Origin of the sequence: Carboxydocella thermautotrophica (assembly GCA_003054495.1) — a bacterium.
Lineage (GTDB): Bacteria > Bacillota.
The window spans coordinates 1,831,972-1,848,985 of record CP028514.1; the positions used below are offsets into that span (position 1 = coordinate 1,831,972).

The window sequence follows — 17,014 nt, forward strand, 5'->3', positions numbered from 1 at the left end:
CTCACATCCTCCTCTTATTATTGAACATTATTTCAAGTAGATGACCCTGGGCTTAGTTCCCATTTCTTCCTGCAGAACAAAAGCCCTTGGACTTGCTGCCAATTTTGAGACCACACTTTCCGGATCATTGAGATCGCCAAAATAACGGGCATCTCCCAGGCAAACCTCAACACAGGCCGGTTCTTCTCCGCGCTGTAAACGGTGATAACAGAACATGCATTTACGAACATTCCCTATCGGAGACTTGCCTTTTTCCCGCTTACCTCTGTCAATACCGTATTCGGGGGCCTGTACCTCGTTACATCCAACCATCTCCTGGCTATAATCCAGCCCGAAGTCAAAATACCTGGCTCCATAAGGACAGTTTATAATACAGTAGCGGCAGCCGATACAGCGATCATAGTCAATGGCGGTGATCCCGTTTTCCAGTTTATAGGTTGCTTTGACCGGGCAAACCTGGACACAGGCGGGCCGGTCACACTGCATACAGGGCCTGGGCACATGAACCTTGCTGACATTGGGATAAGTTCCCCGTTCCTCCTCAATAACTACATTGTAGGTTACTCCAGGCGGAGTGCGGTTTTCTGCTTTACAGGCCACTGTGCAAGTATCACAACCAATACATTTCTGCAAATCGATTACCATCGCCCATTTTTTTTCAGTGCTCACTGCTTATTCTCCTTTCTATTCACTAAGTAAAATGTTGCCATTATAACCCCTGGTCCCTGTCTTGCTGATGAGCTCTCTGAAAACCCTGGGCGTAACAGTAGGAACGTGGATCATTTTACCGCAATGCTTGCATATAAAACTGATTCTGCCTGTAATACTGTTACGCCTTTTGTTCAGAGTCTTTGTCGTAATGTGTGTGTAACCGCATTTGCAAACTAGATTCATTCTACTCCTCCCCTTTTTAGAATTTAAGTAAAAGCTTTTTAGCTTTTGACCGGTGTAAAAATTCAGGTTCACATTCCTGCCAAAACCTTTTTTGATGTATTTTCCTGAGCGGAAAACTGGTTGCAGCAACCACCTTGCCCAGGTCCACCTTATCCCCCTGGCTTACCGCCTGCTGCGGGCAATAGTCTGCACAAGCCCCGCAATTTAGACATAAGGCTGGAGTATGCCGCAACTCCTTTTCTTCATCATCATCATTTATCTGCAAGGCACCAGTAGGACAAATTTGTGTACAAACCTGACAGCCTGTACAGCGCTCATCCACTTCTATCTGGGCAAAAGGCCAATTACCGCCTGATAGCATAAGCTGTGATCCAGGCTTTAAACTTTGACCTGTGCTGTTCAGGAGAAACTCCCTGGCAGCAGGCAGCAACTTTTTGCCTTTGCGGGCTCTTTTATCTTCCCAGCCAGAATAGGTTAAAGTTACTATCCGGTCTTTGAGAAAAGAGAAGAATTCCCGTTTCGTCAAAACTTCTTCTTCCTCTCCATTATCAACAAGCAAGACTCCCTCTTTTCCCAGCCTGGAAGCCATCGCTTGCACCCGAATCAGTCTCTCTTCAATCAATGCCCCTGCTTGCCTGTTACAAGAAGCACATTTTTCGGCAGCAAAAACCAATCGGATCCGGTTACAGTTTAAAACCAGGCCTATCAGTAAAGTTTCAGACAAATAACCTAAACAGGGAAGATTAATAACCCCTAGCAATGGATTCTGTTCACAGGTAAAGGCAATCTTCCGCTTTTCCCTGGCCCGACCAATCAATTGATGATAAGAATGCTGGTCCAGCATAAGGGCTTCTGTCGGACAGGTTCCGGCACAAAGGCCACAAGTATCACATTTTTCCTTATCAATTCTGAACCCATTACTAATCTCTATCGCCTGTGACGGACAGACTTTAACACAGTTATCACAAATATTAGCAGCAGTCCGTACCCTGAGGCATTTATCGGGTTCAAGCTGCAGCTCCATTTTTTTCACCTCCCCCGAGTGCTCCAGTTTTGTCTGCCTTCATTTACGCGCCGCTAACATAAGAGCAAAAACCATACCAGCCTAAAAAGGCCTGAAAATAGGCCTTTCATAAAAAAATCCATGACATTTTGTCATTCCGGTGTGACAAAATGTCATGGATGAAATTATTTCTTTAATTGATATTCTTCAATTTTGCGATAAAGATTACGGACACTGATTCCCAGTAGTTCTGCCGCTTTGGTTTTATTCCATTGAACTGCCTCTAAAACCTGTTTAATATATCTCTTTTCCATTTCCTCAAGGGTACATAGCTTCGGTTCATCTTCCCTGGCAAAACAGCCAAAAAGGTCCTCCTTCTGAATTTTAGCACCGGTGCTGAGCAGTATGCCGCGTTCCAGAATATTAAACAGCTCCCGGACATTCCCCGGATAGTCATAACTCATGAGTGCCTCCAGGGCATCGGAAGCAAGTTGTTTAGGTGCTCCATTACCAGCTTTTTGCAAAAAATACTCTGCCAGCAAGGGAATATCTTCTTTTCGCTCCCGCAGAGGCGGAACCCGAATCTTAATGACATTCAGCCGGTAATATAAGTCTTCCCGGAAATTACCTTTAACCACTTCTTCTTCCAAATTCCGGTTGGTAGCCGCTATCACCCGAACATCCACTTTACGCAAACGCACGTCACCAACTCTCCGGAACTCACCAGTTTCCAAAAACCGCAACAGTTTTACCTGTAATCCTAATTCCATTTCCCCAATTTCATCTAAAAAAAGGGTTCCGCGGTGAGCACTTTCAATTAAACCTTTTTTTGTAGTTAATGCTCCTGTAAAAGCCCCTTTTTCATGACCGAAGAGCTCGCTTTCCAACAGTTGGGCCGGCAGAGCTCCGGAATTGACAGCTACTAATGGTTGTTGGGCTCTGCTGCTCCAGTGGTGGATAGCATTAACAATCAGTTCCTTGCCGGTACCGCTTTCTCCCTCAATCAGTACCGGTGAATCGGAAGCAGCCACCTTTTTAGCCAACTCCAGCACTCTGGTAATGGCCTGGCTTTTACCTACAATTACTTTGGAACTCCTGTCCCTCCGCAAGACTTCTTTCATCCCCAAATTTTCTTCCAGTAACTGTTTTTTCTCATAAGCTTTTTGGAGAGTGATTTCCAGTTCCGCCAGGTTGCAGGGCTTGGTTAAATAATCATAAGCACCCATCTTCATCGCCTCAATAGCAGACTCTATGGTCCCGTGCCCCGTAAGGATAATCACCTGGAGATTCTCTTCTATTTGTCTGGCCTGTTGCAGCAGTTCTATTCCATCCATCCCCGGCAGTTTGATATCAAAAATTGCTACCTGAAAGGTTTCCTCTTTTAAAAAATGCAGAGCCTCTTCGCCCGTCGCTGCCCCCTTGACCCAATAACCTTTTCTGCTCAAACGTTGAATCAACAAATCCCGGAAATTTTCTTCATCATCAACTATTAAAACTTTAATCTGTTCCCTCATGTTCATCACCTTCTTTCCAGCCAGTCATATTATCAATTGGTAATATCACAGTAACCGTTGTTCCTCTGCCCAATTCACTGCTAATTTGAATGTCTCCCTTCATTTCTTTGACAATACCGTAACAAATGGACAGTCCCAGGCCAGTACCTTTACCCAGTGGTTTTGTTGTATAAAAAGGATCAAAAACTTTCTTCAGCTCCTCCCTGGCAATACCGGTTCCGGTGTCAATAATTTTAACTACTATGCTTTTTTGTCCTTTTTCCGTAATCAGTTTAAGCCGTCCTCCCGTTGTTTCCATAGCATCCAGAGCATTGCAGATAAGATTGAGTAAAACCTGTTGCAGCTGGGAAAGGTCCCCTTTAACTACAGGCAAATTTACAGCCAATTTTTTATCTATTTGGATACCAAGTTGCTTAATCCGGTGATTAACCAGGGCCAAAGTATCTTCCAGCAATTCGTTAAGATTTATATCCATCATATGACCGGCAGGTTGTCTGGCAAAATTCAATAAGCTTCCTGTAATTTTTTTGCCCCTTTCGGTCTGTTTACATATTACCTGTAAGTATTTTGCCAATTCACCAGAACGGTAAAGTTCCTCAATATCTTCTTGATCGATCCGCTCTAACAGGTCCTCAGCATAAGCGGAAACCGTAGCTAAGGGATTATTGACTTCATGGGCTACCCCCGCAGCCAATAAACCCAAAGCCGCCATTTTTTCCGTCTGAATAAGTTCAGCAGATTTGCTCTTGATCTGTTGAGTCATAAAGTTAAAAGCATCTACCAACTGACCGATTTCATCATCTGTAGTTTTGGGCAAGACCAGGTTCAATTCGCCTGCAGCCACCCGTTTAGCTCCTTGTTCCAGGGTCTCAATGGGTTTAGTAAAACGCAAAGCAAAAAGAATACTGATGATAACAACCAGCACTACCACCAGAATTGTCCCGATCAGAAACTTGACACTCAAGGCAGCAACAGGGCGATAAGCCTCACGGACCGGTATTTCCACCACTGCCGCCCAGCCTAACTGTTTAATGGGAGCATAAACCCCTAATACTTCCTCCCCGGTAAATGAGACATATCTTAACGGTATCCTGCCTGCATTCTCTTTCCCCTCCATAAACTGGCGAACAGCAAGGCTGGAGCTTACCGGAGTTTGTCTTAAAACTTGACTGAAATCTTCATGGGCAATCAATTTTCCATCTCGGTTAACTACAAAAATAGCACCTTTCTGGTTACCATATCTGGTAATAATTCTGTTCATAATTGACCTTAAATTAACCTGAACATAAAAACCACCTTTAATTTCCCAGGTTAACCTATTTTTAATGGGGATAATCAAGCTTACCATAGTTCGCTGGTCAGCAGTAAGATAATGTTTAACCATGCCTTTTTGGGTCAACAGTTTCGGGTCCACTTGTGACAACTTTTGAGGAGTAATTACTTCCCGCTTGGAAACCCGCATGACCTCAATTCCCCGGGAATTCAACAGACTTAGATCCTCGACAGCCGGTATATCCCGTAAAAAAATATACAGGAATTTTTCCTGGCTTTCCCGGTCCTGTTGCAAAAGGGTTTCCCCGTAAATATTACCAGCTGTAGATATCTTATCTTCGATTCCAGTAATTAACTGACCTAGATCTGTGGCTATTCCTTTTACGAGGTCAGTATTCCGTTGCTGGATGGACATCAACAAATCCTGTTCGGCAGTCCGAACATTGAGATAACCCAATGATGCCAGCGGTAGAATAGACATTGTAATGCCAAAGGCTAAAACCTTTACTTTTATGCGATTCCAGATTTTCATTCCTGATCGCCTCAGTTTCTTATTTTATAATTATTCTGGCAAAATTTAATCCAGTTTCATTTAGTTTAAGTCCCAGTCTCTCCACTGTGCGCAGATTTACCACCAATTCCAGATTATCCGGTGTTTCCACAGGTATCTGTTTCGGCTGCTGTCCCTGTAAAACTTTAGCTACTATTCTGGCTCCCTGGTATCCCTGATTATACATAGAAACGCCGTAAGCGGCGAAATAACCCCGGTCCGCTTCCTGTTCAATGATGCCCATAACCGGAATCTTGTTTTGCCAGGAAAAGGCAAGCAAGTCCTGGGTTAAAGTTTCAATCAAAAAACTTGACAAAGGAAGAATAGCATCATAGTTCTGCACCGATTGCCGATTTAGTTTTGTTTTAAAGTCTGTTCTGGAACTTACCGCTATGGTTTTTATTACTATCCCTAAATCTTTAGCCGTATTTTGAACTATTTTCAAACTGGTATAACCGGGAGGAACGTTAGGATCGTAGATAACAATAACTTTCTGCACATAAGGTAACAGTTTCTTTAATAATTCCAATCTTTTCCCGGCCAGCTCAGCATGATAATTATCCACACCGGTAATTTGTGCTCCCGGGTCAATAAAGCTTTTTACTATACCTCGTTGTACCGTAGAAGCAGCTCCAATAAAAACAATGGGAATGTTCTGATTCTCAGCTGCTATTTTCAGGGCATCAGCTTCCACACCCCCGGTTGCTACCAGCACATCCGGCTTCTCATGTACTAACTTCCGGGCCAAAGGCAAGAGCTGTTCCCGCTCACCCTGAGCATTTAAAATTATATAGGTAACGTCTTTTCCCTCGGTAATTCCCAGGTCAGCTAAACCTTGCTTAAAGCCAACGATTTTTTCCGCTTTAGCATTGCTGGCAGCCAGGATACCGACAGACCATTTGGTCGGCTCAGTTTTTGAAGCAATTTGACAGCCCAAAATAACAATAATTCCTGTTAGCAACATCAAAATATAAATAGCCTTTTTTCCCATTTTATACACCTCAATCTAAGAAATTCCATTTTTTAAATAGCGCTGACTGCCCTTATTGTTTCCAGAAAAAGATTTTCTACATTATTATTAAAAATCCTTTAAAATCAGTGATTCAATATAACTTTGACTAATATCAGCTAAAAGATTACAATATAACTTAAGAATTCCGGAAAGGAGTGATCGTAATGTCCGCAGAAACAGTTAAGCTGACCAAACTGGCTGCCTGCGCCGGCTGAGCGGCCAAGCTCAGTCCTCAGGACCTGGCGCAGGTACTGCGCCATTTACCGCAAATAAATGACCCCAATGTCCTGGTTGGCACCAATACCGCCGATGATGCCGCTGTTTATCGTATCAATGAGGAGCTGGCGATAGTCCAGACTGTCGACTTTTTCACACCCGTAGTGGATGACCCCTATACTTTCGGTCTGATTGCCGCAGCCAATTCCCTCAGTGACATCTATGCCATGGGCGGTCAGCCTCTCTTTGCCCTGAATGTGGTAGGCTTCCCGGAAAAAAGGTTGCCTATGGAAGTCCTGGGCGATATCCTGCGCGGCGGTGCAGATAAAGCCGCTGAAGCAGGTATTAGCATTGTAGGCGGCCACACTGTTTCGGACCAGGAGCCCAAATACGGTCTGGTTGTCACCGGGATAATTCATCCCGACCGGACTGTTACCAATGCCGGCGCCCGACCAGGAGATGTTCTCTATCTCACCAAACCCCTCGGCCTTGGTATTATCACCACTGCCCACAAGCGGGATCTGGTTCCTCCCCCCATCCTCGCTGAAGCCGTAGAAGTGATGGGGACTTTGAATAAGGCTGCCGCAGACGCAATGGTGAAAGTAGGAGTCCACGCCTGTACTGACATCACCGGCTTCGGTTTCCTCGGCCACCTCTTTGAAATGATGGCAGGCAGTGGCACAGGAGCCGAAATCGAAGTCAGCCAGGTTCCAGTTTTGGAAGCTGCCTGGGCTTTTGCCAGCCAGGGAGTAGTACCGGGTGGCACCCGTAAAAATCTGGCCTACTTGCAGGATAATTTACAGCTGGATGGAGATTTCAGCGAAGATACCCTGCTGGTGCTGGCCGATGCTCAGACTTCGGGCGGACTGCTCATCGCTGTAGCCCCGGAAAAAGCTGAACAGCTGGAGCAGGAACTGGCTGCCGCCGGAGTAGCCACAATCGCTCGTATTGGCGAGGTAATAGAAGCAGAAGCGGGAACCATCATTTTGCGGTAAAAAAAGGAGGGGCTTTCGCCCTTCCTTTTACATTAACTCCAGTAGCAGCTGGTTTTCCCGTAACCATTGCTTTTGTTCCTTATAATCAGGCATTATTTCCCCCACGCGTGCCCAGAACTGACGGGAATGATTCATAAATTCTATATGTACCAGCTCATGCACCACCACATAGTCAATTACCCGTAAAGGTGCCATAATGAGGCGCCAGGTAAAATTCAGGTTACCTCCGGAACTGCAGGAACCCCAGCGTTTCCTGGCCCCGGTTATTTTAATAGAATTAAATTTTATTCCTGTCAGCTGTGAATAATACTCAGCCCTTGCTGGCAGAAGCTTTTTGGACTGTTCTTTATACCACTGTTTTAGCAACTCAGCGGCTCGTTCCTGCTGGTCTTGCGGAAAATAGAGCTTATAATCGTGCAAAAAGATATTCTCACAGCTATCTGTGATCGAGAAAATGTATTTTTCCCCCAGATACCAGAGCTCATCCCCTGTTTTAAATTGCAATGGTTGATAAAGTTTTTGCTTCAGTTCAATTTCCTGCAGTTTTTCTCTTATCCATTTTTCTTTGTTCTGTACCAGATCTTTAATAATCTTTAATGGCAGCCTTTTAGGTGCCCTAATGATAAGGCTACTATCTGGCGCTATTTCAACAGCGATAGTTTTCCGATTAGAGCGTATAATTTTCTTGATTTCTATCTGCATTGTCTACTCTCCCCCATTAAGTTGAATCCATTATAACAAAAAAGGAGTAAACCGCCAATTATCGGGGCTACTCCTTAACAAGTTTTTCCATCAATCAGTTTTCCATCTTCTGAAAAGCCTTCATCACCGGAATCAGACGCCTTAAAAACAGTATGTTTATGCTGAGAAAAATTGCAGGGGGTGAATTTCACCCCCCTGAGCTTTTATACACGAACAGGCCGATACAAATACCATACATAACCCACAACCAGTATAGTGGTCAGGGCTAGTGCCGCCAGGCGCATTCCCGGCACAGCAATAGTTTGCCAGATACCAAGATAACCGAAGAGAATAAATATTCCAGCTGAAACCAGCTTGATCAATCGCTCCGGTAATTGCTTGCCCAGTACTACCCCGACCAGAATCCCGATAATATTGGAAATCATCATGCCGGTAGTGGTGCCCAACCAAACTCCTAACAAGTTCTGGTATTTCGCAGCCAGGGCCACTGTGGCCAGCTGGGTTTTATCCCCCATTTCGGCAATAAAAAAAGCAATGGTCACCGTCCAGAAAGGGCTGAAATATTCCTTTTCCGCCTCCCCTTCCAGCGTATCACCACGAATGGTCCAGAGGCCAAAGATGACGAAAGAAATAGCTGCGGCCAGCTGGATATAGTGCATGGGAATAAAACGGGTCAGATATTCACCGGCTGCTACCGCCAGTAAATGATTGAGCAAAGTGGCTACCAGCACTCCAGCCAGAACGATACGGGCTCTATATTTAGTGGCAAAGGCCATGCCCAGCAACTGGGTTTTATCCCCCATTTCTGCCAGCACAACAAAGATAGTAGCTGCAATAAATGCCGTCATATTTCATCCTCCTGACTTATGATTCGGCTCCAGCGCCGGTAATCCTTCAATTTCCAGGCTCCCCCTCCGGCCAGTTCCGGCAGCCCGCAAACAGGTTGCTGGCAGGTTAAGCAAGCTCCATCACAGGCTACCGGTTCAAAGTGCTGCCCACGGCGGATATAGATTGGAATATCGATGCCTTCGCAATTACGGGTAGTGGCAAACTCCCGATTTAACCCCTGGCCATCAGGCCGATATTCCATACAGAGAGCGAAACTGAGGCCATGCTTCAAGGCCGCTTTTTTTACCCTGTTGAAAAGTTCCCGACGATAGCCCAGATCAGCGTGCCAGCTGGCACCAATTCGCTCATTATAGAGGCGAGCCCAGTATTGGGCCAAATCGGGCCAGGACAGCTCTATCCATTGCCAAATCCGGTTTTTCAAGGCCAAAGGAATGTCCAGGCAGGAAGCTACCAGGTGACTGGCACCAGCAGCTCTGGCTACCTGACAGAGCTCCTCTATCATTTCCTGGTCATCAGTAAGGCCCGGTAAAATTGGGTCCAGCCGTACTACCGCAAATAGCCCTGCTTCCCGAATTCGTCGCAGATTGTCCAGTAAAACTGGCACCGGTGCTCCACCGGGTACCAGTTTGCGCCGTAAATCCTCATCCGGGGTGAGGAGAGAAACCTGGCCAAAACAATGCTGTTGCTTACTCATCCAGGCCAGGGATTCATCGGTAACCTGGTTTTTGGTAATGAATTCAATCGGTAGATTGCGCTCTACAAAAACCCGGATGATTTTCTCCGATAGTTTATACACCCGATTCAGGGGCTGAAAAGGATCAGTTACCGGGGAAAGGTAACCACAGGCAGCCACCTGCAAGGAGTCCAGCTGCCTGGCCACTATCCGGTCGAAATCCTGGCAAACCGTGACCACCCGTTGTGTAGCATAAAGGTGGAAGTAGCCCCAGAAACTATGGGCATAACAATAAGGACAATCATGAGTACAGCCATTATAGGGATTAATCAACATTCGCTCGGCTGTACATTCCCTTTTCCCCGGCCACCATCCATGTAAGTCTTTTTTGCTGTCTACCAGGATATGGGGTACAGGAGCAGGGATGACAGGATATTCATATTCAGCCTTGCCTTTTTTCATTCTGATGTATGCCATTGTCTTTCACCATAAAAAATTCCGGGTACCCTTATTGTACCCGGGGTCAGTATTTTTAGCAAGTTTTATGGTCAGCTGCCTGTTCTAATACTTTCCGCAGCTTAGCGCTTGTAACTATCGTAACATAAAGACAAAAAAGACAACCCAGCCAGGTTGCCTCTTAAACAAACTCCACACCCTTTTCCGTAAACGCCCCAATCCTGGCCAGCGCCTCCACCCGGATGCCAGCCTCGCGCAGCTCCTTGCCCCCGGGCTGGAAGGCCTTCTCCACCACAACTCCCACTCCCACCAGGGATGCCCCGGCCTGCTCCACCAGGGACACCAGCGCTTTCGCTGCCGCCCCTTGAGCCAGAAAATCATCGATAATCAGCACCCTGTCCTCAGCGGTCAGATAGCGCCGGGAAACGCAGACCGACACCTGCTCCTGTTTGGTGAAGGAAAAGGCCTCCGCCGCATAAACCTCCTCCACCAGGGTACTGGGCTGCTTCTTCTTGGCAAACAGCACCGGCACCCCTAGCTCCAGGCCGACCATCACGGCCACGGCAATGCCGGAAGCCTCCACCGTCAGGATCTTGGTCACCCCATCCGGGCGAAAGCGCCGGGCAAACTCCCGCCCCAGCTCCAGCAGCAACTGCGGATCCAGCTGATGATTGAGAAAGGAATCCACCTTCAGGATATTGTTGCCGATCAGTAAACCATCCTCCCGAATCCTCTGTTTCAATAGCTCCACGTCCACGTCATCCTTCCATCAGCGTTCTTCCCGGTGATAGGGCAATCCCAGGGCCCCCGGTGTAGCCACCCGCCTGGTTTTCGTCTCCCGGGTGACCAGAATCAACACCAGGATAGTTAATAAATAGGGCAACATCTTGAGAAAAAAGGGCGACACTGCAATATTCAGGGTCTGCAGCCGGAATCCCAGCGCATCCACACCGCCGAAAAGATAAGCTCCCAGCATAGCCTTGAAGGGGTCCCACATAGCGAAGATCACCAGCGCCACTGCAATCCAGCCCCGGCCGGCGGTCATGTTTTCCAGCCAGCTGGGAGCATAGGCCAGGGAAATATAGGCCCCGCCTGCTCCCGCCAGCATTCCGCCCCCGATAACCGCCAGATAGCGGGTAAGGGAAACACTGATCCCGGCCGCATCAGCCGCAGCGGGATTTTCCCCTACTGCCCGCAGCTGTAGTCCCCAGCGAGTCCGGTACAGGAGCCAGGCCATTAAGGGTACCAGGCCAAAACTGAGATAAATCAGGGGATCGTGGTTGAAGAAGATTGGTCCCAGCCAGGGCAGCTGACTCAGGCCAGGCACAGGCACGGGTTGAAAAGTCTGCCTGAGAGGAATCCCCACCAGAGTTTTGCCCAGATAGCTGCTTAGACCAGTGCCGAAGATGGTAAGGGCCAGGCCGCTGACTACCTGGTTCGCCTTCAGAGTAACCGTGAGGAAAGCATGGACCAGGGCCCCTGCTCCTCCGGCCAGCAGGGCTGCGCCAAAGCCCAGCCAGAGGTTGTCGGTATGCAGGGCTACAGTAAAACCGCTCACAGCCCCCAGCAACATCATCCCTTCTACCCCCAGATTCAGGACCCCGGCCCGTTCCGCCAGAATCTCCCCCAGGGCAGCCAGGAGAATAGGGGTGCCGGCGGTAATAGCTGTGGCCAGGATAGCGATCACTACACTCTGGTCGGTCATGCTTTTTTGCCTCCTATCCGCAGGCGGTAGTTAATAAAAATTTCCCCGCCCAGCACAAAGAAAAGAATCAAGCCCTGCAGCATATAGACACTGGCAGCAGGTAGGCCCAGGGTTTGCAGGGCATAGCCCCCTGAGAGCAAACCCCCGAACAGAAAGGCCACCAGCAGAATGGCAAAGGGATGCAAGCGGGCCAGCCAGGCGATAATTATGGCCGAATAGCCATAGCCCGGCGATAGGCCCTGTTGCAAGCGCTGGGTTATGCCAGCCACTTCCGCCATGCCGGCAATACCGGCCAGGGCCCCGCTGAAAAACATTGTCAACAGAATAGTTTTTGTTATACTCATTCCGGCATAACGGGCTGCTGCCCGGCTTTCCCCTACTACCTTCAACTGGAAACCCCAGGTAGTATAGCGGAAAATCAGGTAGATAAACACTGCGGCCAGCAAAGCCAGCAGAAAACCGGCATGAATCCTGGTATTCCCCAAAGTGGGCAGAGTCGCCCCCGGGCCAAAGGTGGCAGTCAGGGGGAAGTTAAAGCCTTTAGGGTCTTTCCAGGGCCCAAAGACCAGATAATCCACCCAGAGGATGGCCACATAATTGAGCATCAGAGTGGTGATGGTTTCATTCACCTGCCAGAGAGCTTTCGGAATAGCGGGCAAGAGGGCCCAGAGGCCTCCGGCCAGCCAGGCTAAAACCAGCATGGCCGGCAGCAGTTGCCAGCGGGAACCATCAGGAAAATTGAGCGCCACCCAGGTAGCCGCCATGGCTCCCATGTAAAACTGCCCTTCCGCACCGATATTCCACAATTGCATCCGAAAGGCCAGGGAAACCCCCAGGGCGCACAGAGCCAGCGGGATGGCCTTGACTGTAGTCTCCGCCAGACCGAAGGCTGAACCAAAAGCCCCGCCCAGCATGGCCTGGTAAACCTCCAGGGGAGATTTCCCCGCCAGAGCGATAAAGCAGGCCCCTGCCAGTAGAGCGAGCAGAATCGCCACCGCTGGTACTAAAAAAAAGGCTCCAGGCATTGGTGTCAGTCGTTTCTCCAGAGTAATCAGGCGCACCCGCTCTTCACCATCTTTCCTGCCATCATTAAGCCGATTTCTTCAATCCGGGCCTCCCGCACCGGTACCAGACCGGTGATTTCCCCTTCATGCAATACCGCCAGGCGGTCAGCCAGCTGGAACAATTCTTCCAGTTCCTCACTGATCAGAACCACCCCACACCCCTGGCGCCGGGCCTGTAAAAGCAAAGTCCGCACTGCCATGGTGGCAGCAATATCCAGCCCGCGGACAGGATAAACAGCCACAATCAGCCGGGGCTGGGAGGAAATCTCCCGGGCCAGCAGCAGTTTCTGCAAATTTCCTCCGGACATAGTTTTGACCGGAGTAGTCAGGTCGGAGATTTTTACTTCAAATTCCTGAACCAGTCGACGGGCATATTCTGACAGGCGCTGCCAGTTGATCAGGGGTCCACGGGTAAATTCCTGGTCACGGTAATGTTTGAGCAATATGTTTTCCCGCACATCCAGATTGGGTACCAGACCGGTGCCCAGCCGGTCTTCGGGAATATAGGCCACCCCGGCGGCAATGCGCTCCCGGGGCCCACTTGTCCCCATCTCCTGCCCGGCCAGATAGAGTTGACCGGATTTGAGTGGCCTTAATCCAGCAATTACCTCTGCCAGTTCCCGCTGGCCATTGCCGGCCACACCGGCGATCCCCAGGATCTCCCCGGCCCGTACCGTTAAACTCACTTGCTTCAAGGCCGGTTGCCCCCGGTCACCCAGGGCAGTGACCGCCTTTAGTTCCAGCAATACCGGACCCGGTACCGCTCCTGCGGGCATTTCCGGTATGTCCGGTTCCTTGCCCACCATCAATCGGGCCAGGCCTTGCTCTGTGGCCTCTGCTCCCGGCAGTGTAGCAATAGACCTGCCTCCCCGCATTACCGTAATGGTATCAGCGTGTTCCAGCACCTCTTGCATCTTGTGGGTAATGACAATAATCCCTTTCCCGGCCGCAGCCATCCGCCGCAAAATACGATAAAGCTCCTGGGCCTCCTGGGGTGTCAGCACCGCTGTCGGCTCGTCCAGAATCAGAATATCCGCCCCCCGGAACAACAGCTTGACAATTTCCACCCGCTGTTGTTCCCCTATGGACAATTGCCAGACTTTGGCCTGTGGGTGAATGAGCAGGCCGTATTCAGCTGCAAACTGGCTCAACTTCGCCTCAATTTCCTTCAGATTCAGGCCAAAACCCCGGCCAGGCAAACCAAGGGCTACATTTTCCGTTACTGTAAAAGGAGCCACCAGCTTGAAATGCTGATGGACCATACCTATACCCGCCCGGATGGCATCCCGGGGAGAGCGGAAGTTGACTTTCTGGCCGCGAATCCAGATCTCCCCCTGGTCGGCCCGGTACAGGCCGGTGAGAATGCTCATCAGGGTACTCTTTCCCGCTCCGTTTTCTCCCAGCAGGGCGTGGATTTCCCCTGCTTTCAAAGTGAAGTTCACATGGTCATTGGCCTTTACCCCTGGAAAAGCCTTGCAGATTCCTTTCATCTCCACCAGAGTTTCCATAAAAAAAGCCCCTCCCAGGCGACAGGAGGGGTAAAGACCCGCAGGCCTTCACCCCTTAACTTGCTTATTGTTTGGGAATGGTACCTTCTACCCCTTCTACAAACCAGTCAAAAGAAAGCATTTGCTCATCAGTCATCTTGCTGCCAGCCGGTACTCGTACCTGGCCATTCTGATCCTTGATGGGGCCAGTGAAAACATCCCAGCTACCAGAAAGAATTTCCTGCTTTTTCTTCTCCACCAGATCCTTTACCTCGGCAGGAACCATAGGACCGTAAGGAGCCAGATTGACAATCCCATCACTCATGGGACCCCAGTATTGTTCACTCTTCCATTTGCCTTCCATTACAGCCTTAACAGTATTGACATAATAGGGGCCCCAGTTCCAGACGGCACTGGTCAGCACCGCCTTGGGTGCATAGGCAGACATATCACTATTGTAACCAATACTGTATACGCCTTTTTCCTGAGCAGCCTGTTGCGGTCCGGGAGTATCCTGATGCTGGGCAATCACATCGGCACCTGCATCCAGCAAGCTCTTGGCCGCATCCTTTTCCTTGGCAGGATCATACCAGGTATTGGTCCAGACCACTTTCACCTTAGCATTGGGGTTAACGCTTCTTACCCCCAGGGTAAAGGCATTGATGCCGCGAATTACTTCCGGAATGGGGAAGGCTGCCACATAACCGATAGTATTGCTTTTGGTCATTTTACCGGCCACTATGCCGGTCAGGTAGCGAGCCTGATACATCCGGCCAAAATAGGTACCCATATTGGGTGCGGTCTTGTAACCGGAACAATGCAGGAATACCACATCAGGATATTTTTGCGCCACCTTCAGCATGGCATCCATGTAGCCAAAGCTGGTAGCAAAAATGATTTTATTGCCTTTCTCAGCCAGCTCAGTGATGACCCGTTCAGCATCGGCCCCTTCCGGCACCGATTCAATATAGGTAGTTTCGACATTAGGCAATTGCTGTTCCAAATACTTGCGTCCCTGGTCATGGGCATAAGTCCAGCCGGCATCCCCTACCGGTCCAACATAGATAAAGGCCACTTTCAGCTTGTCCCCTGCCGGTTTGTTTTCCCCGGCTTTTTGCTCCTGTTTACTGCTGCTACCACAGCCCGTGAGGTTAAATAAGAGCATACTGGCCAGCATCAGGAGAGCGATCATTTTGCGCCACATTCCTCGTTTCCCCTTTCCCTCAGTATTATCCAGGAAATGGCTCATCTCCCCACCGTCAAAAAACAAATCACCCGGTGCCCGAGGTTCCCAAAAAGGTGAGTGAAACCCAGCGCACCGGGTGGTTTCCCGCCGCCTAGCGCTCACTACCAGCAGGAAAAAGATAGACTTTCCCCTCTGGTAATGTGTTCCACTCGTAGTCGGGCAATTTACGGTTGCCCGGTAGAGACTTTTGAGCCATATCCTCAAAATTATACGAGTGACTATTCAGTTAAAGCTTTACTAAAAAATTACCATATTTTTTCCTAATATTCAAGGGTTTTTTTAAAAAAATGTTCACCTTTTTCCCCGATATAGATTCCGGCAAGCATCAATATAGTACCCAGCCATTGCCGGAGCCCAACCGGTTCCCCGAGAAAAAACCGGGATACCAGCAGCACCACCGGCAACTCCACTGCCCCCAGTATTCCCGCCAGTCCCCCGCCAATCACCGGCACTCCATAGGCAAAGCAAACAGTAGGCAGCAAAGCCCCAAACAGGCCCATTAACCCGCCATACAACAACAGGTCCCCCACTTTTCCCCCTCCATCCCCTGTCAGAAACAAACTAAAAAAAATCGATGTAGTTATGGTTGCACCTGTACTAATCCAGGCGCTGCGGGCCCAGGGGGAAACCGAGGTTGCTACCCGTCCGGCGGCAGACAGATAACCAGTATAAGTTAGAGCTGATAAAAAACCCAGCATTACTCCCAGCCAGTGGAATTGCGGGCTGCTCCCGCCCTCAAGCCCGGCCGCCAGCACAGTACCAGGTACTAATAAAAACAGGGCCAACCAGCGACTGGGGCCCGGTTTTTCTCGAGTTAACAACCACTCCAATCCAACCCCTATCCAGGTAAACTGAAAAAGCAGGATGATACCCAGCGAGGCTGGCAACATAGCCAGGGCCCAGTAATAAAAAGCACCGGTTAGACCCGGCAGGGCCCCGGTTAGCAACAATTGTAGGATTTGCCTGCGGTCAGGTTTGCTTTGCCCTCTAGCTGCAATAAAAGCGATCGACCAGAGCAGGATCGCTCCAATCAAATTTTGAGTCAAAGTCAGGGGGCCAGTGCCAACACCGCTGGCATAGGCCTGTTTGGCAAAACCCGGCAAAAGGCCATAGCTGGCCCCTCCCAGTAGTGCCAGCATACTGGCTTGTAGCTTGGTCATGGCGATTCCTCCATAATTTTATTTACGTCATTATAACATACCTCAGATTACTGAACCAAACTGACCCAATTTGCGAATATACTTTTCTAATCTGTATATAATAACATTTGAACATAGGCAAAGGAGGCTAAATTATGAGTTGTTCCAGCATTAAACATCGCTTCGAGCAATTAAAAAACCACGGCACCTGTTCATTAAGTAACAGGTAACCGTGGT

The 17,014-nt window shown here is 49.1% G+C and carries 15 protein-coding genes and 1 riboswitch; of the genes, 1 reads left to right on the forward strand and 14 read right to left on the reverse strand.

Annotation, left to right across the window (positions count from 1 at the left end):
• Positions 1-27: 27 nt before the first annotated feature.
• The 5 genes from CTH_RS09185 to CTH_RS09205 form a co-directional block, all read right to left on the reverse strand.
• Positions 28-669 carry a 4Fe-4S dicluster domain-containing protein gene (locus CTH_RS09185; protein WP_078664615.1) on the reverse strand — a complete coding sequence of 214 codons (642 nt, stop codon included), beginning with the start codon at positions 667-669 and terminating at the stop codon, positions 28-30.
• 241 nt (positions 670-910) lie between these two features.
• Positions 911-1,918 carry a 4Fe-4S binding protein gene (locus tag CTH_RS09190; protein WP_078664614.1) on the reverse strand — a complete coding sequence of 336 codons (1,008 nt, stop codon included), beginning with the start codon at positions 1,916-1,918 and terminating at the stop codon, positions 911-913.
• Positions 1,919-2,082: 164 nt separating this feature from the next.
• Positions 2,083-3,411, reverse strand: coding sequence for a sigma-54-dependent transcriptional regulator (locus CTH_RS09195; RefSeq protein ID WP_078664613.1), 1,329 nt, complete (start codon positions 3,409-3,411; stop codon positions 2,083-2,085).
• Positions 3,395-5,215, reverse strand: a complete 1,821-nt coding sequence (locus CTH_RS09200) for an ATP-binding protein (protein ID WP_107753646.1) — start codon at positions 5,213-5,215, stop codon at positions 3,395-3,397. The genes CTH_RS09195 and CTH_RS09200 overlap by 17 nt, the downstream gene beginning before the upstream one ends.
• A 19-nt stretch (positions 5,216-5,234) precedes the next feature.
• On the reverse strand, positions 5,235-6,224 hold the full coding sequence (locus CTH_RS09205; RefSeq protein ID WP_078664611.1) for an ABC transporter substrate-binding protein: 990 nt from the start codon (positions 6,222-6,224) through the stop codon (positions 5,235-5,237).
• A gap of 185 nt (positions 6,225-6,409) precedes the next feature.
• On the opposite strand from CTH_RS09205, the gene selD reads away from it, so the two are divergent.
• Positions 6,410-7,456: a selenide, water dikinase SelD gene (gene selD / locus CTH_RS09210; protein WP_107753648.1), complete on the forward strand. Its 1,047-nt coding sequence runs from the start codon at positions 6,410-6,412 to the stop codon at positions 7,454-7,456.
• A gap of 27 nt (positions 7,457-7,483) precedes the next feature.
• On the opposite strand, the gene CTH_RS09215 is transcribed toward selD, so the two are convergent.
• The 9 genes from CTH_RS09215 to CTH_RS09255 form a co-directional block, all read right to left on the reverse strand.
• On the reverse strand, positions 7,484-8,158 hold the full coding sequence (locus tag CTH_RS09215) for a M48 family metallopeptidase (protein WP_107753650.1): 675 nt from the start codon (positions 8,156-8,158) through the stop codon (positions 7,484-7,486).
• Between the two features lie 203 nt (positions 8,159-8,361).
• Positions 8,362-9,006, reverse strand: coding sequence for a TMEM165/GDT1 family protein (locus CTH_RS09220; protein ID WP_107753652.1), 645 nt, complete (start codon positions 9,004-9,006; stop codon positions 8,362-8,364).
• Positions 9,003-10,157: an SPL family radical SAM protein gene (locus CTH_RS09225; RefSeq protein WP_078664607.1), complete on the reverse strand. Its 1,155-nt coding sequence runs from the start codon at positions 10,155-10,157 to the stop codon at positions 9,003-9,005. Before CTH_RS09225 ends, CTH_RS09220 begins: the two co-directional genes overlap by 4 nt.
• A 160-nt stretch (positions 10,158-10,317) precedes the next feature.
• Positions 10,318-10,887, reverse strand: a complete 570-nt coding sequence (locus tag CTH_RS09230) for a xanthine phosphoribosyltransferase (protein WP_078664606.1) — start codon at positions 10,885-10,887, stop codon at positions 10,318-10,320.
• Positions 10,888-10,905: 18 nt separating this feature from the next.
• A complete protein-coding gene (locus CTH_RS09235; RefSeq protein WP_078664605.1) occupies positions 10,906-11,841 on the reverse strand; it encodes an ABC transporter permease in 936 nt (311 codons plus the stop codon).
• On the reverse strand, positions 11,838-12,896 hold the full coding sequence (locus CTH_RS09240; protein ID WP_477021185.1) for an ABC transporter permease: 1,059 nt from the start codon (positions 12,894-12,896) through the stop codon (positions 11,838-11,840). Before CTH_RS09240 ends, CTH_RS09235 begins: the two co-directional genes overlap by 4 nt.
• A complete protein-coding gene (locus CTH_RS09245) occupies positions 12,893-14,413 on the reverse strand; it encodes an ABC transporter ATP-binding protein (protein WP_078664604.1) in 1,521 nt (506 codons plus the stop codon). The genes CTH_RS09240 and CTH_RS09245 overlap by 4 nt, the downstream gene beginning before the upstream one ends.
• Positions 14,414-14,477: 64 nt before the next feature.
• Complete coding sequence (locus CTH_RS09250; protein ID WP_079932703.1) at positions 14,478-15,596, reverse strand: BMP family ABC transporter substrate-binding protein; 1,119 nt, start codon at positions 15,594-15,596, stop codon at positions 14,478-14,480.
• Between the two features lie 174 nt (positions 15,597-15,770).
• Positions 15,771-15,872, reverse strand: a riboswitch (purine riboswitch).
• A 26-nt stretch (positions 15,873-15,898) separates the two neighbouring features.
• Positions 15,899-16,798, reverse strand: a complete 900-nt coding sequence (locus tag CTH_RS09255) for a DMT family transporter (protein ID WP_107753655.1) — start codon at positions 16,796-16,798, stop codon at positions 15,899-15,901.
• Positions 16,799-17,014: the final 216 nt, after the last annotated feature.

What these genes read in the sequence shown, in the direction of transcription:
- CTH_RS09255 (WP_107753655.1), bottom strand. Translation starts at nt 16,798, where the DNA reads ATGACCAAGCTACAAGCCAGTATGCTGGCACTACTGGGAGGGGCCAGC.
- CTH_RS09190 (WP_078664614.1), bottom strand. Translation starts at nt 1,918, where the DNA reads ATGGAGCTGCAGCTTGAACCCGATAAATGCCTCAGGGTACGGACTGCT.
- CTH_RS09250 (WP_079932703.1), bottom strand. Translation starts at nt 15,596, where the DNA reads ATGTGGCGCAAAATGATCGCTCTCCTGATGCTGGCCAGTATGCTCTTA.
- CTH_RS09205 (WP_078664611.1), bottom strand. Translation starts at nt 6,224, where the DNA reads ATGGGAAAAAAGGCTATTTATATTTTGATGTTGCTAACAGGAATTATT.
- CTH_RS09195 (WP_078664613.1), bottom strand. Translation starts at nt 3,411, where the DNA reads ATGAGGGAACAGATTAAAGTTTTAATAGTTGATGATGAAGAAAATTTC.
- CTH_RS09245 (WP_078664604.1), bottom strand. Translation starts at nt 14,413, where the DNA reads ATGGAAACTCTGGTGGAGATGAAAGGAATCTGCAAGGCTTTTCCAGGG.
- CTH_RS09220 (WP_107753652.1), bottom strand. Translation starts at nt 9,006, where the DNA reads ATGACGGCATTTATTGCAGCTACTATCTTTGTTGTGCTGGCAGAAATG.
- CTH_RS09235 (WP_078664605.1), bottom strand. Translation starts at nt 11,841, where the DNA reads ATGACCGACCAGAGTGTAGTGATCGCTATCCTGGCCACAGCTATTACC.
- CTH_RS09225 (WP_078664607.1), bottom strand. Translation starts at nt 10,157, where the DNA reads ATGGCATACATCAGAATGAAAAAAGGCAAGGCTGAATATGAATATCCT.
- CTH_RS09200 (WP_107753646.1), bottom strand. Translation starts at nt 5,215, where the DNA reads ATGAAAATCTGGAATCGCATAAAAGTAAAGGTTTTAGCCTTTGGCATT.
- CTH_RS09215 (WP_107753650.1), bottom strand. Translation starts at nt 8,158, where the DNA reads ATGCAGATAGAAATCAAGAAAATTATACGCTCTAATCGGAAAACTATC.